This window comes from Mesorhizobium sp., assembly GCF_004962245.1.
GTDB lineage: Bacteria > Pseudomonadota > Alphaproteobacteria > Rhizobiales > Rhizobiaceae > Mesorhizobium.
Genome location: NZ_SUHQ01000026.1, coordinates 1 through 15,465, shown reverse-complemented (window position 1 = coordinate 15,465; position 15,465 = coordinate 1). Strand labels below are relative to the sequence as shown.

The 15,465-nt window shown below is 63.1% G+C and carries 11 protein-coding genes; 7 read left to right on the top strand and 4 right to left on the bottom strand.

Features of this window, described 5'->3' with window-relative positions; all coding sequences use genetic code 11:
- Window positions 1-135: 135 nt before the first annotated feature.
- The 4 genes from E5X88_RS24450 to E5X88_RS24435 all read left to right on the top strand — a co-directional run bounded on the left by E5X88_RS24450 (window position 136) and on the right by E5X88_RS24435 (window position 5,061).
- Window positions 136-2,235, top strand: a complete 2,100-nt coding sequence (locus E5X88_RS24450; RefSeq protein WP_292165843.1) for a 5'-nucleotidase C-terminal domain-containing protein — start codon at window positions 136-138, stop codon at window positions 2,233-2,235.
- Between the two features lie 87 nt (window positions 2,236-2,322).
- Window positions 2,323-3,375 (top strand): ferrochelatase, encoded by a 1,053-nt coding sequence (hemH, locus tag E5X88_RS24445; protein ID WP_292165841.1) that lies wholly within the window; start codon window positions 2,323-2,325, stop codon window positions 3,373-3,375.
- 266 nt (window positions 3,376-3,641) lie between these two features.
- A complete protein-coding gene (locus E5X88_RS24440) occupies window positions 3,642-4,586 on the top strand; it encodes an SPFH domain-containing protein (RefSeq protein ID WP_292165839.1) in 945 nt (314 codons plus the stop codon).
- A gap of 10 nt (window positions 4,587-4,596) precedes the next feature.
- Entirely contained in the window at window positions 4,597-5,061 is a 465-nt protein-coding gene (locus E5X88_RS24435; protein WP_292165837.1) for an NfeD family protein, read from the top strand.
- A 53-nt stretch (window positions 5,062-5,114) separates the two neighbouring features.
- On the opposite strand, the gene E5X88_RS24430 is transcribed toward E5X88_RS24435, so the two are convergent.
- Window positions 5,115-6,116 carry a KpsF/GutQ family sugar-phosphate isomerase gene (locus tag E5X88_RS24430; RefSeq protein ID WP_292165835.1) on the bottom strand — a complete coding sequence of 334 codons (1,002 nt, stop codon included), beginning with the start codon at window positions 6,114-6,116 and terminating at the stop codon, window positions 5,115-5,117.
- Between the two features lie 151 nt (window positions 6,117-6,267).
- Here E5X88_RS24430 and E5X88_RS24425 point away from each other — a divergent pair, with 151 nt between their 5' ends.
- Window positions 6,268-8,016, top strand: a complete 1,749-nt coding sequence (locus tag E5X88_RS24425; RefSeq protein WP_292165833.1) for an outer membrane beta-barrel protein — start codon at window positions 6,268-6,270, stop codon at window positions 8,014-8,016.
- Window positions 8,017-8,124: 108 nt separating this feature from the next.
- On the opposite strand, the gene galU is transcribed toward E5X88_RS24425, so the two are convergent.
- Window positions 8,125-9,039: a UTP--glucose-1-phosphate uridylyltransferase GalU gene (gene galU, locus E5X88_RS24420; protein ID WP_292165981.1), complete on the bottom strand. Its 915-nt coding sequence runs from the start codon at window positions 9,037-9,039 to the stop codon at window positions 8,125-8,127.
- A 201-nt stretch (window positions 9,040-9,240) separates the two neighbouring features.
- Between galU and E5X88_RS24415 the strand changes: the two genes are divergently transcribed.
- Together E5X88_RS24415 and E5X88_RS24410 are read left to right on the top strand one after the other, a co-directional pair.
- Window positions 9,241-10,467: a lytic murein transglycosylase gene (locus E5X88_RS24415; protein WP_292165831.1), complete on the top strand. Its 1,227-nt coding sequence runs from the start codon at window positions 9,241-9,243 to the stop codon at window positions 10,465-10,467.
- Window positions 10,468-10,517: 50 nt separating this feature from the next.
- Complete coding sequence (locus E5X88_RS24410) at window positions 10,518-11,741, top strand: DUF459 domain-containing protein (protein ID WP_292165829.1); 1,224 nt, start codon at window positions 10,518-10,520, stop codon at window positions 11,739-11,741.
- A 70-nt stretch (window positions 11,742-11,811) separates the two neighbouring features.
- Here E5X88_RS24410 and E5X88_RS24405 read toward each other — a convergent pair whose 3' ends face one another.
- Both E5X88_RS24405 and E5X88_RS24400 read right to left on the bottom strand, forming a co-directional pair.
- Window positions 11,812-13,266: a glutamate synthase subunit beta gene (locus tag E5X88_RS24405; protein WP_292165827.1), complete on the bottom strand. Its 1,455-nt coding sequence runs from the start codon at window positions 13,264-13,266 to the stop codon at window positions 11,812-11,814.
- Window positions 13,267-13,409: 143 nt separating this feature from the next.
- On the bottom strand, window positions 13,410-15,465 hold a 2,056-nt coding region (locus tag E5X88_RS24400), incomplete at its 5' end, for a glutamate synthase-related protein (protein WP_292165824.1).

Here is a 15,465-nt window from a genome sequence, read left to right as displayed (position 1 = left end):
AAACACCTCTGCGCATGACCCCGAAAATCGGAATCGATTTTCGCTGGGGATCATGCGCAAAATCAAATTGGTACAGCGTCCTTGCGCGTCCCAAATGATGCGCGGCGCTGCATTCAGGTCATCGGGGAGACGAAGATGAAGAAGATCGCCGCCATTGCCGCCCTGTCGGCGTCTGCGCTTGGCCTATCGGCCGGCGTGTCCTTTGCCGACTACACGCTGAACATATTGCACATCAACGACTGGCACAGCCGCATCGAAAGCAACAATAAATATGAATCGACCTGCTCGGCCGAAGAGGAGACCAAGGGCGAGTGCATCGGCGGCGCGGCGCGGCTGATCACGGCGATTGCTCAGGAGCGCAAGAAGCTGGAAGGCCAGAACGTGCTGCTGCTCAGCGCCGGCGACAATTTCCAGGGCTCGCTCTTCTACACGACCTACAAGGGCAAGACCGAAGGCGAATTCCTCAACCAGATGAAATTCGATGCCATGGAGCTCGGTAATCACGAGTTCGACGATGGTGAGGCGGCGCTGGCGCCGTTCCTGGACATGATCCAGTTTCCGGTGCTCGGCGCCAATGTGAAGGCCGACGCGCAATCCAAGCTCGGCGACCGCGTGAAACCATCGATCGTGGTCGAGGTCGGCGGCCAGAAGATCGGCATCGTCGGCGCGGTCACCAACGACACGCCGGAGCTCGCCTCGCCAGGCCCCAACATCACGATCGAGGACGACGTCAAGTCGATCACAGCCGAAGTCGAGAGGCTGAAGGGAGAAGGCGTCAACAAGATCATCGCGGTCACCCATATCGGCTACAAGCGCGAGCGCGACGTCATCGCCAAGATCCCGGGTGTCGACGTGGTGGTCGGCGGCCACAGCCATTCGCTGCTGTCCAACACCGACCCCAAGGCGGAAGGCCCCTACCCGACGATGGTCGATAATCCGGACGGCTACCAGGTGCCTGTCGTCCAGGCGGCGTCCTATTCGAAATATCTCGGCGAGTTCAAGGTCGTGTTCGACGACGACGGCGTCGTCAAGCAGGCCAGCGGCGACCCGATCTATCTCGACAAGTCGATCACCCCGGATCCCGCCGTGCTTGCCCGGATCAAGGAGCTCGGCGCACCGATCGAGGCGTTGAAGAACAAGGAAGTCGCCGAAGCCACCAAGACGATCGACGGCAGCCGCGAGAATTGCCGCACCCGCGAGTGCGAGATGGGCAATCTCGTCTCGGACGCCATCCTCGATCGCGTCAAGGGTCAGGGCGTCGAGATCGTCATCTCGAATGGCGGCGGGCTGCGCGCTTCAATCGACCAGGGCACTATCACCATGGGCGAGGTGCTGACCGTACTGCCGTTCCAGAACACATTGGCGACCTTCCAGATTTCCGGCAAGGATCTGGTTGCCGCGCTCGAAGGCGGCCTCAGCCAGATCGAGGACGGCGCCGGGCGTTTTCCGCAGGTTGCCGGCCTGAAATATTCATTCGACAAGTCGGTTGCCGCGAACGCCGGACGCGTCAAGTCGGTCGAGGTCATGGAAGGTGGCGCGTGGACCCCCATCAATCCGGACAAGGATTACCTGGTCGCCACCAACAACTATGTGCGCCAAGGCGGCGACGGCTACAATATCTTCGCTGAGAAAGCCAAGAACGCCTATGATTACGGTCCGGGCCTCGAACAGGTGGTCGCCGATTATCTCGGCGCCCATCGGCCCTACACGCCGAAGCTTGATGGCCGCATAACCGAGATCACGGCGGCGGAACCGGCAGCCACGGAACCGGTCCAGGAACCGGCAAAGTCGACCGAAGCTGCGCCCGCTCCGGCTGAGCCGGCAAAACCGGCCGAGGCGGCTCCAGCCGCAACTGCGGAGCCGGCGATGCCCGAACTGCCGACGGGTTCGGGCGACATCGCCACGACGCCGCCAGCCGTCCCGGCGGAACCCGCCCCGGCAACGCCGGCACCTGCCGAGCCCGCAAAACCAGCCGAGACGGCGCCTGCAGCCACGGAAACGGCCAAGCCCGCAGAGGCTGCGCCTGCGCCCGCCGAACCGGCAGAACCAGCCGAGGCGATGACGCCGGCTGAAAGCAGCCACGTCATCGTTGCCGGCGATACCTATTGGGATCTGGCGGTAAAAGCCTACGGCGATGGCGCCAAGTGGAAAATGATCTCCGACGCCAACAAGGGCTACAAGTCACGCCGGCTGCCTATCGGCGCAACCTTGACCATACCGCCCGCCGCGAAATAACCCGGCAGCCGGAATAAGGTGCGGCCAGACGCTGCATTGAAAACAGGCGCGGCATCGCTAGTTTCGCGCGATGTCCGGAGAACCGCTATGACCCTCGATCCCAAAGCCGCGAAGGCCCTCGGCCCGCTGCCGCCAGGACAGCCGCCGGCCGGGGCGGGCAGGATCGGCGTCATGCTTATCAATCTCGGCACGCCCGACGGCACCGAATTCAAGCCGATGTGGTGCTATCTCAGGGAATTCCTGTCCGATCCGCGCGTCATCGAGCTCAACAAGGCGATCTGGTATCCAATCCTCTACGGGCTGGTTCTCACCACGCGGCCGAAGAAGTCCGGCGCCAACTATGCCAGAATATGGAACCGGCAGCGCAACGAGTCGCCGCTGCGCACCTACACCCGCACCCAGGGCGAAAAGCTGACCGAGGCGCTGCGCGACCTGCCCAATGTCGTCGTCGACTGGGCGATGCGTTACGGCAATCCGTCGACCGAGAGCGTGGCCAGGGGGCTGGTCGCGCAAGGCTGCGACCGCATCCTCTCTTTTCCGCTCTATCCGCAATATTCCGCGACCACGACCGCGACCGCCAACGACCAGTTGTTTCGCGCGCTGATGAAGATGCGGCGCGCACCGGCGATTCGCAGCGTGCCGCCATATTATGCCGAACCGGTTTATATCGAGGCGCTTGCACGTTCGATCGAGCGCCACCTGGCAACCCTCGATTTCGAACCGGAGGTGGTCATCGCCTCCTATCACGGCATTCCCAAACCCTATTCCGACAAGGGCGACCCCTATCAGGCCCATTGCCTGGAGACGACCCGGCTGCTGCGCGAAAAGCTCGGCTGGGATGAGAAGAAGCTGATCACCACGTTCCAGTCGCGTTTCGGTGCGCAGGAGTGGCTGCAGCCCTACACCGACAAGACGGTCGAAAAATTGGCTGGGGAAGGCGTGAGATCGATCGCCATCGTCAATCCGGGCTTCTCTGTCGACTGCATCGAGACGCTGGACGAGATCGGCAGGGAGGCCGCCGAGACCTTCCATCATGCCGGCGGCGAGAAGTTTGCGCACATCCCTTGCCTCAACGACAGTGCCGAGGGCATGGCGGTGATCGAGGCGATGGTGCGGCGCGAACTCTCGGGCTGGATCTGAGGCGGACGGCCTGAACGAGACAGCCCCATCGAGCGCTAGCCCGGCTGTCTACGCACGACAATCCACAATCACCTGATTGTAACATTTCTGAAACACACTTAAGTGCTTGGTGAAGCCGGTTGCGTTGAAACGTCTACCGTATCGGCCCGAAAGTCGGAATCGATTTTCGGGAAGCACGATGTGCAGGTATAAAGAGTAAGAGCGTACTTTGTGCGTCCAGTATACGCCCGTCGCTCTAATGTGGCTGGCATCTGAGGGAGAGCCAAATGGATTTCAGTGGTTTCGATATCGCGCTTCTTGTTCTTGCCGCTCTTGTCGTGCTCGTGCTTTTCAAGGGCATCCGGACAATCCCGCAAGGCTACAATCATACCGTCGAACGCTTTGGCCGTTACACCAAGACATTGAGCCCCGGTCTCAACCTCATCGTGCCGTTCGTCGACCGCATCGGCGCCAAGTTGAACATGATGGAGCAGGTGCTCGACGTCCCGACCCAGGAGATCATCACCCGCGACAACGCTACCGTTGGCGTCGACGGCGTCGCCTTCTACCAGGTGCTCAACGCCGCGCAGGCCGCCTACCAGGTCGCCGGCCTTGAGAACGCCATCCTCAACCTGACGATGACCAACATCCGCACCGTGATGGGCTCGATGGACCTTGACGAGCTTTTGTCGAACCGCGACGCCATCAACGAGCGCCTGCTGCGCGTCGTCGACGAGGCGGCGCATCCCTGGGGCATCAAGATCACCCGCGTCGAGATCAAGGACATCAATCCGCCGGCCAATCTCGTCGAATCGATGGGCCGCCAGATGATGGCCGAACGCAACAAGCGCGCGCAGATCCTCGACGCCGAAGGCCTCAAGCAGTCGCAGATCCTGGAAGCCGAAGGCCGCAAGGAAGCCGCCTTCCGCGACGCCGAGGCGCGCGAACGCTCGGCCGAAGCCGAGGCCCGCGCCACGCAGGTGGTGTCGGAGGCGATCTCCAAGGGAGACGTGCAGGCGCTCAACTACTTCGTCGCGCTGAAATACACCGAAGCGCTGACCAGGATCGGCTCCGCCACGAACAGCAAGGTCGTGCTGATGCCGATGGAAGCTTCATCACTGATCGGCACACTCGGCGGCATCGGCGAGATCGCCAAGGAAGTCTTCGGGAGCGAAGCCACTGCCGCACGGCAAGCCTCACGCCCGCCCGTGGTTCGCCCCAGCCAGACCTGAGGCCGACCCCATGTTTGACCGCATCATTTCCGAACTCGGCCCTTGGAGTTGGATGGTTCTCGGCTTCGTTCTCCTCGTCATGGAGGTCATCGCGCCGGGCATCTTCATGCTGTGGATCGGCATCGCCGCGCTGCTGATCGGTGCAGTCTCGCTGCTCATCTGGGACGCAGGTTTCTGGACCTGGCAGGTTCAGGTTCTCGCCTTCCTCGCGATGTCGCTGGTTTCAACCTATGTCGGAAAGAAATTGGCGGGTGGGCGCCATGACCCGACCGACCAGCCGCTGCTCAACCGCCGCGGCGCGCAAATGATCGGCAGGATGGCGACGCTTGCCGAGCCGATCAAGGACGGGCGCGGCCGCATAAAGCTGGGCGACACGATATGGCGCGTTTCCGGCCCCGATCTGCCGGCCGGCACGCAGGTGCGCGTGACAGGCGCGGCCGATACCGATCTGGAGTTGACCGTCGAGGCGGTTTAGGACTGATCCACCCATCCTGGCGGGGCGACTTGTCACACAGAACCTGAGGTTCGTCAGGCCGCGCCGATCCTCAGCAGGTCGTGCAGATGGACAAGTCCGATCGGCCGTCTGCCCTCGACCACCATCAGGCTGGTGATCGCCGAATTATTGATCGTCTGCAGCGCCGTCGCCACCAGCGTGTCTGGCCCGGCCGTCTTCGGCACCTTGGTCATGACCTGATCGACGCTCATCGCCAAAAGATCGCTGCCGATGTGGCGCCTGATGTCGCCGTCGGTGATGATGCCGATCAGCGCACCGTCCGCGGCGGTGATTGCCACGCAGCCAAACCCCTTGCGCGACAATTCGAGGATCGCCTCGCGCATTCCGGTGCCGGAAGGCACCAGCGGCAGCCTGTCGCCGACATGCATGATGTCGCGGATCTGCGTCAGATTGGCGCCAAGCTGACCGCCTGGATGGAAGGTGCGGAAATGATCCGGCGTGAAGCCGCGCGCTTCGAGCAACGCGATGGCCAGCGCGTCGCCGATCACCAATTGCAGCAGCGTCGATGTCGTCGGCGCCAGGCCATGTGGGCAGGCTTCCGGCGCGCGCGGCAGCAAAAGCACCACATCGGCCTCGCGCGCCAGCGCCGATTTCTCCCCGGCGGTGACCGCGATCAGCGGGATCGAGAAGCGCCTGGAATAGGCGATGATGCCCTTGAGCTCCAGGCTCTCGCCCGACCACGACATGGCGATGATGGCGTCGTCCCTGCCAATCATGCCGAGGTCGCCATGATTGGCTTCGGCAGGATGGACGAAGAAAGCCGGCGTGCCCGTCGAAGCGAGCGTCGCGGCGATCTTCGAGCCGATATGGCCGCTCTTGCCGACGCCGGTGACGATGACGCGGCCCTTGATCTGCGACACCATGTCGACGGCCCGCGCGAAAGGCTCGGTCAATCCGTTTTCGAGCGCGGCCGCCAGTGCCGCGATACCGGCCTGCTCGGTCGCTACCGTTCTGAGCGCCGAGGCGATCGAAGCTTGCGCGTCGAGCCGCTTCCTGTCTGGGGATTCCGCATGCATGGTTGATGCGATTAGCGCTTTGGCGCGCGCCTGTCCAACGGAATTGCCATCCGGCAAGGGCTGATCAACCGCCGCCTCAACCCTCCGTTAACCATCCCCATTTACGGTTCAGTAAGTATGGCGCGCGTGCGCCGCGCAAGCAGTGGTGTCGATGTCCCTGGCCCAGCCCGAAAAGAACAGCAGACGAAGCGGCAAGGCGGTCTGCGCCTTGCTGCTGGCGACCAGCGTCTTCGCCCTGCTGCGACCAGCGCAGCCATACGCCCAGGTAGCCGAGCTGCGCGGCGAGGTTTCGGAATCGGCAATTCTGGACGACCAGCAGCGTAAGACCAGGCAATTGAGCATGGCCAGCGCCCAAGATCAGACGGCACAGGTAGGCACAACCACCCAGAGCAATCCGCCTGCACCCACCTATCAGCCGGCCAGCCCGGGCGCCGGACTGGATGACGACACGTCGCCCGCGACCGGCAGCATTTTCGATCCGCCGGAAACCACCGACGATCCGTTTGCCGACACCCCCGCTCCCGTCCCGCGGCGCCGGCCATCGAGCGCGAGGCAACGCGCGGCCGATCAAGACGAGACCGAGGCCGCCGAGAAAAAAAACGCCGCCACGACTTTAGCCACGACGGATGACACGGATACCGCCGAGACGGACCAGGACGCCACCAATCGTCGTGCCGTGACCATCGATTCCGCCGACAGGCAGGAGCTCGATCCGGGCGCCGAGCGCGCCGAAGCCATCGAAGGTCGGGACGAGAGGACCGAGGACGACCCGTTCGCCGCCACCGGCATCAAACTCGGCTCCTTCCTCATCAGGCCGACGCTCGAGCAAGGTCTGACGGCGTCGTCGAATGCCGATTCCAGCAGCGAGGGCAAGCCGGCCCTGCTGTCGGAAACGACGCTGCGCTTCAATGCCATCTCCGACTGGCGAGAGAATTCAGCTGTCATCGACGGCTACGGCACCTTTCTCAAGACCATATCGGGTGACGAGATTCAGGAGGCGCGGGGCCGTGTCGAAGGTACACTCAATGTCGACCTCGACAACGATCTGCGCGCCATCGCCAAGCTCGGTTACGAGGCGGCGCCGGAATCGGCTTCATCGCCGGTCGTCATCGAAGGCACCGTCGAGCAGCCGGTGCGCCAGACCATCAACGGCAGCGTCGCGGTCGAGAAGGATGCCGGCAAGATGCGCTTCGCCCTGACCGGCGCGGTCGCACGCGACATCTATGGCGACGCCGAGCTTTCGATGGGCGGATCGCTGTCGCAGAAGGAGCGCGACTCGACGCTTTATACCGCCACCTTGCGCACCGGCTACGAGATTTCTCCCGCCATCGCCCCCTTCACCGAGGTCGAAGTCGGCCGCCGGGTCTATGATTTGCGAGTCGACCCCAATGGTTTCGAACGATCCTCGACGCGGCTTGGCGTTCGGGCCGGCGCCGAACTCGACCTCGTCGAGAAGCTTGCCGGCGAATTCTCGGCCGGCTGGCTGCGGGAGGCGATTGACGACGACCAACTGCCGGCGATTTCAGGTCCCACGGTGAACGCCGACCTCAAATGGTCGCCGGAACGCGGCACCACGATCGGCCTCACCGGACAGACGACCGTCGAGGGCACGACGACCGCCGGACAAAGCGGCGACATCCTTTATTCCGGCCGCCTCACCGGCGAGCGGGAAATCCGCGCCAACCTGACCGGGAATGCGGCTTTGGGCGTGGACTGGCGCGATTACATCGGGTCCGACGGCCATGATCTGACGCTGAGCGCCGAGGCCGGGCTGACATGGTGGCTGAACCGGTATACCGGACTGACCACGCGCGCCAGAACCGAAAAACAGACCAGCAACCTGGAGGGTCGTGACTACACGGCTCACAGCATCTTCGTCGGAGTGACGCTGCAGCGGTAAAGCAGGCCGTTGAAGGCCTGGGTGCAGGACAATCGCTCCGATTGTATTCGCCCCTCGCCCTGTTGTCGGGCTGTGTGACTGAGGTCAGGCCGAATCCCTGAACAGATCCTAAACCGCGGCGCCCCGCTGCTCGGAGGGTTGGAGCTCGTCGAGAAGCTTGCGGATGACGCCCGCCATGTTCCCGTTCACGTCTTTGCGCCACAGCGCGAAGGCGACATTGGCCTCGACAAAGCCTTCCGGAGAGCCGCAATCGAACGTGCGTCCCCGGTAGTTGTAGCCATAGAATGGCTGCTGCTGCTTCAGCTTCAGCATCGCGTCGGTGAGCTGGATTTCGTTGCCGGCGCCCTTTTCCTGGTCCTCGAGAATCCTGAATATCTCCGGCTGCAGGATGTAGCGTCCGTTGATGTAAAGATTGGAAGGCGCCGTGCCGGCCTTCGGCTTCTCCACCATGTCGGTGATGCGGAAGCCGTGATGCGTATCTTCGCCTCGGCCGACGATGCCGTATTTATGGGCCTCGGCGGGATCGCATTCCTGGACCGAGATGATGTTGTTGCCGGTCTCGGCATAAAGCTCGACCATGCCCTTCATGCAGCTTTTCTCCGACTGCATAATCATGTCGGGCAAAAGCAGCGCAAAGGGCTCGTCGCCGACGAGCTCGCGGGCGCACCAGACGGCATGGCCAAGGCCAAGCGGCACTTGCTGACGCGTGAAGCTGGTCTGCCCCGGCGAAGGTTGCAGCCGTTGCAGGCGGGCGAGCTCGTCGTCCTTGCCGCGCTGGGCAAGCGTGTCATAGAGCTCAAACTGGACGTCGAAATGGTCCTCGATGACCGCCTTGTTGCGGCCAGTCACGAAGATGAAATGCTCGATACCGGCTTCGCGTGCCTCGTCGACCACGTATTGGATGACTGGCCTGTCGACGACAGTCAACATTTCCTTGGGTATGGCCTTGGTGGCCGGGAGAAACCGCGTACCAAGACCGGCAACCGGGAAAACTGCCTTGCGAACTCTCTTCATGCTGTCAATTATCCGCTTGTAAGCTTGTTCGGCAATCCCGTTACGAGACATTTTCGTGCCGGAATCGAGGATTATGGAACGGCAGGTCAGAAATTCTGTAGTGCGTAAAGCGCCAACGCGTCTTTTCGTTCCCAGCGGCACCTATGGTAAACTAAATGCTAACCGGGTTCGGCGATGAATGATCTTCCTGTGATCAAGAAGGAGGAAAAGATGTCCGTCCGCAATGCCGCAAAGCGCTTCACAAGCGTCGTTGCGGCCGCCAGCCTTTCGCTTGCCTTGCTGATGCCCACCGGATCTGCTTTTGCCGACGCCGGTTTCCGGCAATGGGTGGCGAGCTTCCGCGCCACTGCGGTGCAGAACGGCGTTTCCGGCGCCGTTTACGACCGCGCATTCCAAGGCATCACCGATGCCGACCCGGTGGTGCTGGAAAAGGCGCGTTATCAACCCGAATTCACCGCCCCCGCCTGGGACTATTTCGACAACCGCGTCCACGATCAGTCGGTCGCTGTCGGCCAGCAGATGGCCAGGAAGTGGAAGCCGTGGCTGGACAGGATCGAGGCCAAATACGGCGTCGACCGCTACATCCTGCTGGCCATCTGGTCCATGGAATCGAACTACGGCGAAATCCTCAAGCGCGACGACGTCATGCGCAACGTCGTGCGTTCGCTGGCAACGCTTGGCTATGCCGACCCGAGACGATCGAAATTTGCCCGCACCCAGTTGATCGCAGCGCTGAAGATCCTGCAAAGGGGCGACATCGACAAAAGCCACCTCAGCGGCTCGTGGGCAGGCGCCATGGGCCATACCCAATTCATTCCCACCAGCTATCAGGCCTATGCGGTCGACATGGACGGTGACGGCAGGCGCGACATCTGGAATTCGATTCCCGATGCGTTGGCAACGGCCGCCAATCTGCTCAGAAAGAACGGCTGGCAGGCCGGCAAGACCTGGGGCTATGAAGTCAGCCTTCCCGAGGGCAGGAAGTTCCCGGCCGGTTCGAAGTCACTGTCGCAATGGCAAGCGCTGGGTGTCACGCGTGTCAACGGCAAGCCGTTCAAGAATGGTGCGGAGAAAGCCACGCTGAAGGTGCCGGGCGGCCGCGGCGGGCCGGCCTTCCTGATGATCAAGAACTTCTCGGTCATCAAGCGCTACAACAATGCCGACAAGTACGCGCTTGCCGTTGGCCTTCTTGCCGACGAGATCGCCGGCTATGGTGGGCTTGTGCAGGACTGGAAGCGGCCTTTCACGAAGCTCACCTTCGAGGAGAGGCAGGAGCTTCAGCAGCGGCTTTCCCAGTACGGCTACTATGACGGCAAGTTCGACGGCAAGATCGGCGAGGGATCGAAAGCCGCCATCAAGGCCTTCCAGGCGAAGGCCGGCTTGACCCAGGACGGACATCCGAGCATGGAAGTGCTCAAATGGCTCAGGCAGAATTAGAGCCCTCATAGGGGGCAGGCCCAGAGCCGCTCAAGGGATGGAGGGGGAGATTGGTTTCGGCTGCGCGTATCTGGGTGATCCTTCGCCGCGTGCCGATCCTGATTCTGGCCGTTGCCGTTTTGGCCGTCAGCACTGCCGCCGCCTTTCACACGCCGGCCGTGGCGCAGGAAGAACAAAGGCGTGGCTGGTCGCTGCGCGACCTGTTGTTTCCACGCCGAAGCGAACGGGTGGAGCCGCCGCCGCAGATCCAGAGGGCAAGGCCGCAGAAGCCAAAGGCAAAAAAGCCCCGCGCCGCGCAGCGGCGGCCGGCTGAGCCGACAACCCCGATTGTCGAGAAGGCGCCGGATGCCCGCACCGTTCTGGTGGTCGGCGATTTCATGGCGAGCGGCCTCGCCGAAGGTCTGGATGTCGCCTTTGCCGAAAGCACCAGCGTCAGGATCGTCGCTCGCAGCAACGGTTCGTCCGGTTTCGTGCGTGACGATTTCTACAACTGGCCCGAAGAGATCAAGTCGCTGATCGAGGCCGAAAAACCCGCGGCCGTGATCGTCATGCTGGGTTCCAACGATCGGCAGCAGATGCGCGTGAACGACGAGCGCGAACAGCCGCGATCCGAAGCCTGGACCAAGGAATACGAACGTCGGACCGAAGCCTTCGGCAAAGCCATTGCATCGGCCAAAGTGCCGTATCTGTGGGTCGGCATGCCGGCATTCAAGGCGCCGAAGATGACCTCCGACATGCTGGCTTTCAACGACATCTACCGCTCGGCGGCCGAAACGCATGGCGGTGAATTCGTCGACATCTGGGACGGGTTCGTCGACGAGGAAGGCGCCTTCGTCACCAGCGGGCCTGATATCAACGGCCAGCCGGTGCGCCTGCGCACCGACGACGGCATCTACGTGTCGACGGCCGGTAAACGCAAGCTCGCCTTCTATGCCGAAAAACCGTTGCTGAAAATCCTGGGAATAACTGCGCCCACAGGCACGCCGGCAGCCTATGCGCCAGCGGGCGCTCCCGTTGAGGCGCCGGCCGCGCCCATCGCCGTCGATCGCACCGTACCGATGCTGCTCAGCGATCCGGCGCTCGACGGCGGTTCGGAACTTCTCGGCGCCGCCCCGCCGGCGAAGGCGGACAAGAACTTGCCCGGCGAAAAGCTCATCGTCGAAGGCAAGGCGACCGATGCATCGCCCGGCCGGGCCGATGATTTTTCCTGGCCGCCCAGGCCGCGACCTGCCGCGGCAGCCGCAACCGAAACGACCACGGCGATCGGTCCATAACCTGTCCCATACACCGGAAGGGCAGAAAGCGTCTTCCGATCGCCGCGGGAATAGAGTTCGAGACAGACACTCAGCGCGGTAGCACGCTCGATCCCATCAACGCCTCGTCGATCGAACGCGCCGCCTGCCGGCCCTCGCGGATCGCCCAGACGACCAGCGACTGGCCGCGGCGCACATCGCCCGCCGCATAGAGCTTTTCGACGCTGGTCTTGTAGTCGCGGTCATTGGCCTCGACATTCTTCGAGCGGCGGCTGTCGGTTACGATCCTCATCTGGCCGTCCAGCTCCGACACCGGCCCGACGGTGGCCGGCCCGGCAAAGCCGATGGCGATGAAGGCGAGATCCGCGCGGATGACGAATTCCGTGCCGGCGATCGGCTTGCGCTTTTCATCGACCTCACAGCATTTGACGCCGGTCAACTGGCCATCCTCGCCGATGAATTCGAGCGTCGCCACCTGGAATTCGCGCTCGGCACCTTCGGCTTGCGAGGACGAGGTGCGCATCTTGGTTGCCCAGTAGGGCCAGACCGTGAGCTTGTCTTCCTTTTCCGGCGGCTGCGGCCGGATGTCGAGCTGGGTGACACGCACGGCGCCCTGGCGGAACGCTGTGCCGACGCAATCGGATGCGGTGTCGCCGCCGCCGACAACGACGACATGCTGGCCGCCGGCGACGATCGGCGGCGAGGGCCACGCCACCGACTGGATCGGCTCGCCGCCGATGCGCTTGTTCTGCTGCACCAGATAGGGCATCGCGTCATGCACGCCGTCGAGATCGTCACCGGGAATGTTGGCCGGGCGCGGCGTTTCCGAGCCACCGCAATAGAGCACCGCATCGTATTCGGCGAGCAACTCCGCCACCGGCTTGTCGACGCCGACATTGACGCCGCAATGGAAGCTCACGCCCTCGCCCTGCATCTGCTCGATACGCCGGTCGATATAGTGCTTCTCGATCTTGAAGTCGGGGATGCCGTAGCGCATCAATCCGCCCGGCCGGCTCTCGCGTTCATAGACATGGACGTCGTGGCCGGCCCGGCCAAGCTGTTGGGCGGCCGCCATGCCGGCCGGCCCCGAGCCGATGACCGCGACGTGCTTGCCGGTCTTCTTTTCCGGCGGATAGGGCCGGATGTGACCGGTTTCATAGGCTTTGTCGGCGATCGCCTGTTCGATCGTCTTGATGGCGACCGGAATGTCCTCGAGGTTCAGCGTGCAGGCTTCCTCGCAAGGCGCTGGACAGATGCGGCCGGTGAATTCCGGGAAATTGTTGGTCGAATGCAGGTTGCGGATCGCATTGTCCCAGTCGCCATTGTAGACGAGGTCGTTCCAGTCCGGGATCTGGTTGTGGACCGGGCAGCCGGTCGGCCCGTGACAGTATGGAATACCGCAATCCATGCAGCGCGCGGCCTGTTTCTCGACCTCCTTGTCCGACATCGGCAGCGTGAACTCGCGAAAATGCCGGATACGGTCGGAAGCCGGCTGGTACTTATGCACCTGCCGGTCGATCTCGAGAAACCCTGTTACCTTGCCCATAGTCCAGTCCCTGCTGTCCAGTGGCGCGCTCGACGACGCACCCGTTAGCCTCATAAGGCAGCCATGGCAACCTTCAGTCCGAGGCCAGGATTGTTGATGAAGGCGTCGACCGGGAAGCCTGACTTCCCGGCAACTCCCAAAGCCTATTCCGCCGCCACGCCCATGCGCATGCGTTCCATCTCGATCAGCGCACGACGGTATTCGACCGGCATGATCTTCCGGAATTTCGGCCGGAAAGTCGCCCAGTTGTCGAGGATCTCGCGGCCCCGCACCGAACCCGTGTAGTGGACATGGTTCGAGATCAGCTGATAGAGCCGCTCCTCGTCATGGCTGGTCATGTCGCCGGACACGTCGACGCGACCTTTGTGGTCGAGGTCGCCGCCATGATGGAGCAGTTTTTCCATCAGGTCGTCTTCTTCGGGAACGGGTTCCAATTCGACCATCGCCATGTTGCAGCGCTCGGCGAAATCACCCTTCTCGTCGAGCACATAGGCGACGCCGCCCGACATGCCGGCGGCGAAGTTCCGGCCGGTCTGGCCGATGACCACGACAATGCCGCCGGTCATGTACTCGCAGCCATGGTCGCCGACACCCTCGACGACGGCGGCGACACCGGAGTTGCGCACGGCAAAACGCTCGCCGGCGACGCCGCAGAAATAGGCCTCGCCCTCGGTTGCGCCGTAAAGAACGGTGTTGCCGACGATGATGGACTCCGCGGCGACGATCTTGGCCTCTTCCGGCGGACGGATGACGATGCGCCCCCCCGACAGGCCCTTGCCGACGTAGTCGTTGCCGGCGCCGATGAGTTCGAACGAGATCCCGCGCGCCAGGAAAGCGCCGAAGGACTGGCCGGCGGTGCCGGTGAGCTTCACCGAGATCGTGTCCTCGCGCAGGCCCTTGTGCCTGAAGCGCTTTGCCACTTCGCCAGACAGCATGGCGCCCGTCGAACGGTCGACATTGCGGATCGGCAGCTCGATGCTGACCGGCTGCCTGGCTTCGAGTGCCGGCTTGGCCAGTTCGATCAGCTTGCGGTCGAGCACGTCGTCGATCGGATGCTTCTGCCGCTCGGTCCAGTGCACCGCCTCATGCGGGGCATCTGGCTTGAAGAACATCTTGCTGAAATCGAGCCCGTTCGCCTTCCAGTGCTGGATCACGTCGCGCTTCTCCAGAAGATCGGTATCGCCGATGATCTGGTCGAGATGGGTGAATCCCATTTCGGCGAGCAGCTCCCGGACCTCTTCCGCCACATAGAAGAAGAAGTTGATGACGTGTTCGGGCGTGCCCTTGAAGCGCTTGCGCAATACCGGGTCCTGCGTCGCGACGCCGACCGGGCAGGTGTTGAGATGGCATTTGCGCATCATGATGCAGCCAGCCGCGATCAGCGGCGCTGTCGAGAAGCCGAATTCGTCGGCGCCGAGCAGCGCGCCGATGACGACGTCGCGGCCGGTGCGAAGGCCGCCGTCGACCTGCAGCGCCACGCGCGACCTGAGGCCGTTGAGCACCAGCGTCTGATGCGTCTCGGCAAGGCCCATTTCCCATGGGCTGCCGGCATGCTTGAGCGAGGTCAGCGGCGAGGCCCCCGTGCCGCCGTCATAGCCGGAAATGGTGATGTGGTCGGCGCGCGCCTTGGCAACGCCGGCCGCAACCGTGCCGACACCGACCTCGGAGACCAGCTTGACCGAGACATCCGCCGCCGGATTGACGTTCTTCAGGTCGTAGATGAGCTGCGCCAGATCCTCGATCGAATAGATGTCGTGATGCGGCGGCGGCGAAATCAGGCCGACGCCCGGCGTCGAGTGCCTGACCTTGGCGATGGTGGCGTCGACCTTGTGGCCGGGCAACTGACCGCCCTCGCCGGGCTTTGCGCCTTGCGCGACCTTGATCTGCATCACATCGGAGTTGACCAGATATTCCGCCGTCACGCCGAACCGCCCGGAGGCAACCTGCTTGATCGCCGAACGTTCAGGATTCTTGCCGCCGCCCGGCAGCGGCAGGTAGCGGTCGGCCTCTTCGCCGCCCTCGCCGGTGTTTGACTTGCCGCCGATGGCGTTCATGGCACGCGCCAGCGTCGTGTGCGCTTCCCTGGAGATCGAGCCGAAGGACATCGCTCCGGTCGAGAAACGCTTGACGATATCGGCCGCCGGCATGACCTCGTCGAGCGCGACCTTCTTGCGCCCGGTTTCTTCCGCTAGCCTGATC

Coding starts and splice junctions, on each gene's coding strand:
- E5X88_RS24450 (WP_292165843.1), top strand. CDS start 136: ATGAAGAAGATCGCCGCCATTGCCGCCCTGTCGGCGTCTGCGCTTGGC.
- hemH (WP_292165841.1), top strand. CDS start 2,323: ATGACCCTCGATCCCAAAGCCGCGAAGGCCCTCGGCCCGCTGCCGCCA.
- E5X88_RS24440 (WP_292165839.1), top strand. CDS start 3,642: ATGGATTTCAGTGGTTTCGATATCGCGCTTCTTGTTCTTGCCGCTCTT.
- E5X88_RS24435 (WP_292165837.1), top strand. CDS start 4,597: ATGTTTGACCGCATCATTTCCGAACTCGGCCCTTGGAGTTGGATGGTT.
- E5X88_RS24430 (WP_292165835.1), bottom strand. CDS start 6,116: ATGCATGCGGAATCCCCAGACAGGAAGCGGCTCGACGCGCAAGCTTCG.
- E5X88_RS24425 (WP_292165833.1), top strand. CDS start 6,268: ATGTCCCTGGCCCAGCCCGAAAAGAACAGCAGACGAAGCGGCAAGGCG.
- E5X88_RS24415 (WP_292165831.1), top strand. CDS start 9,241: ATGTCCGTCCGCAATGCCGCAAAGCGCTTCACAAGCGTCGTTGCGGCC.
- E5X88_RS24405 (WP_292165827.1), bottom strand. CDS start 13,266: ATGGGCAAGGTAACAGGGTTTCTCGAGATCGACCGGCAGGTGCATAAG.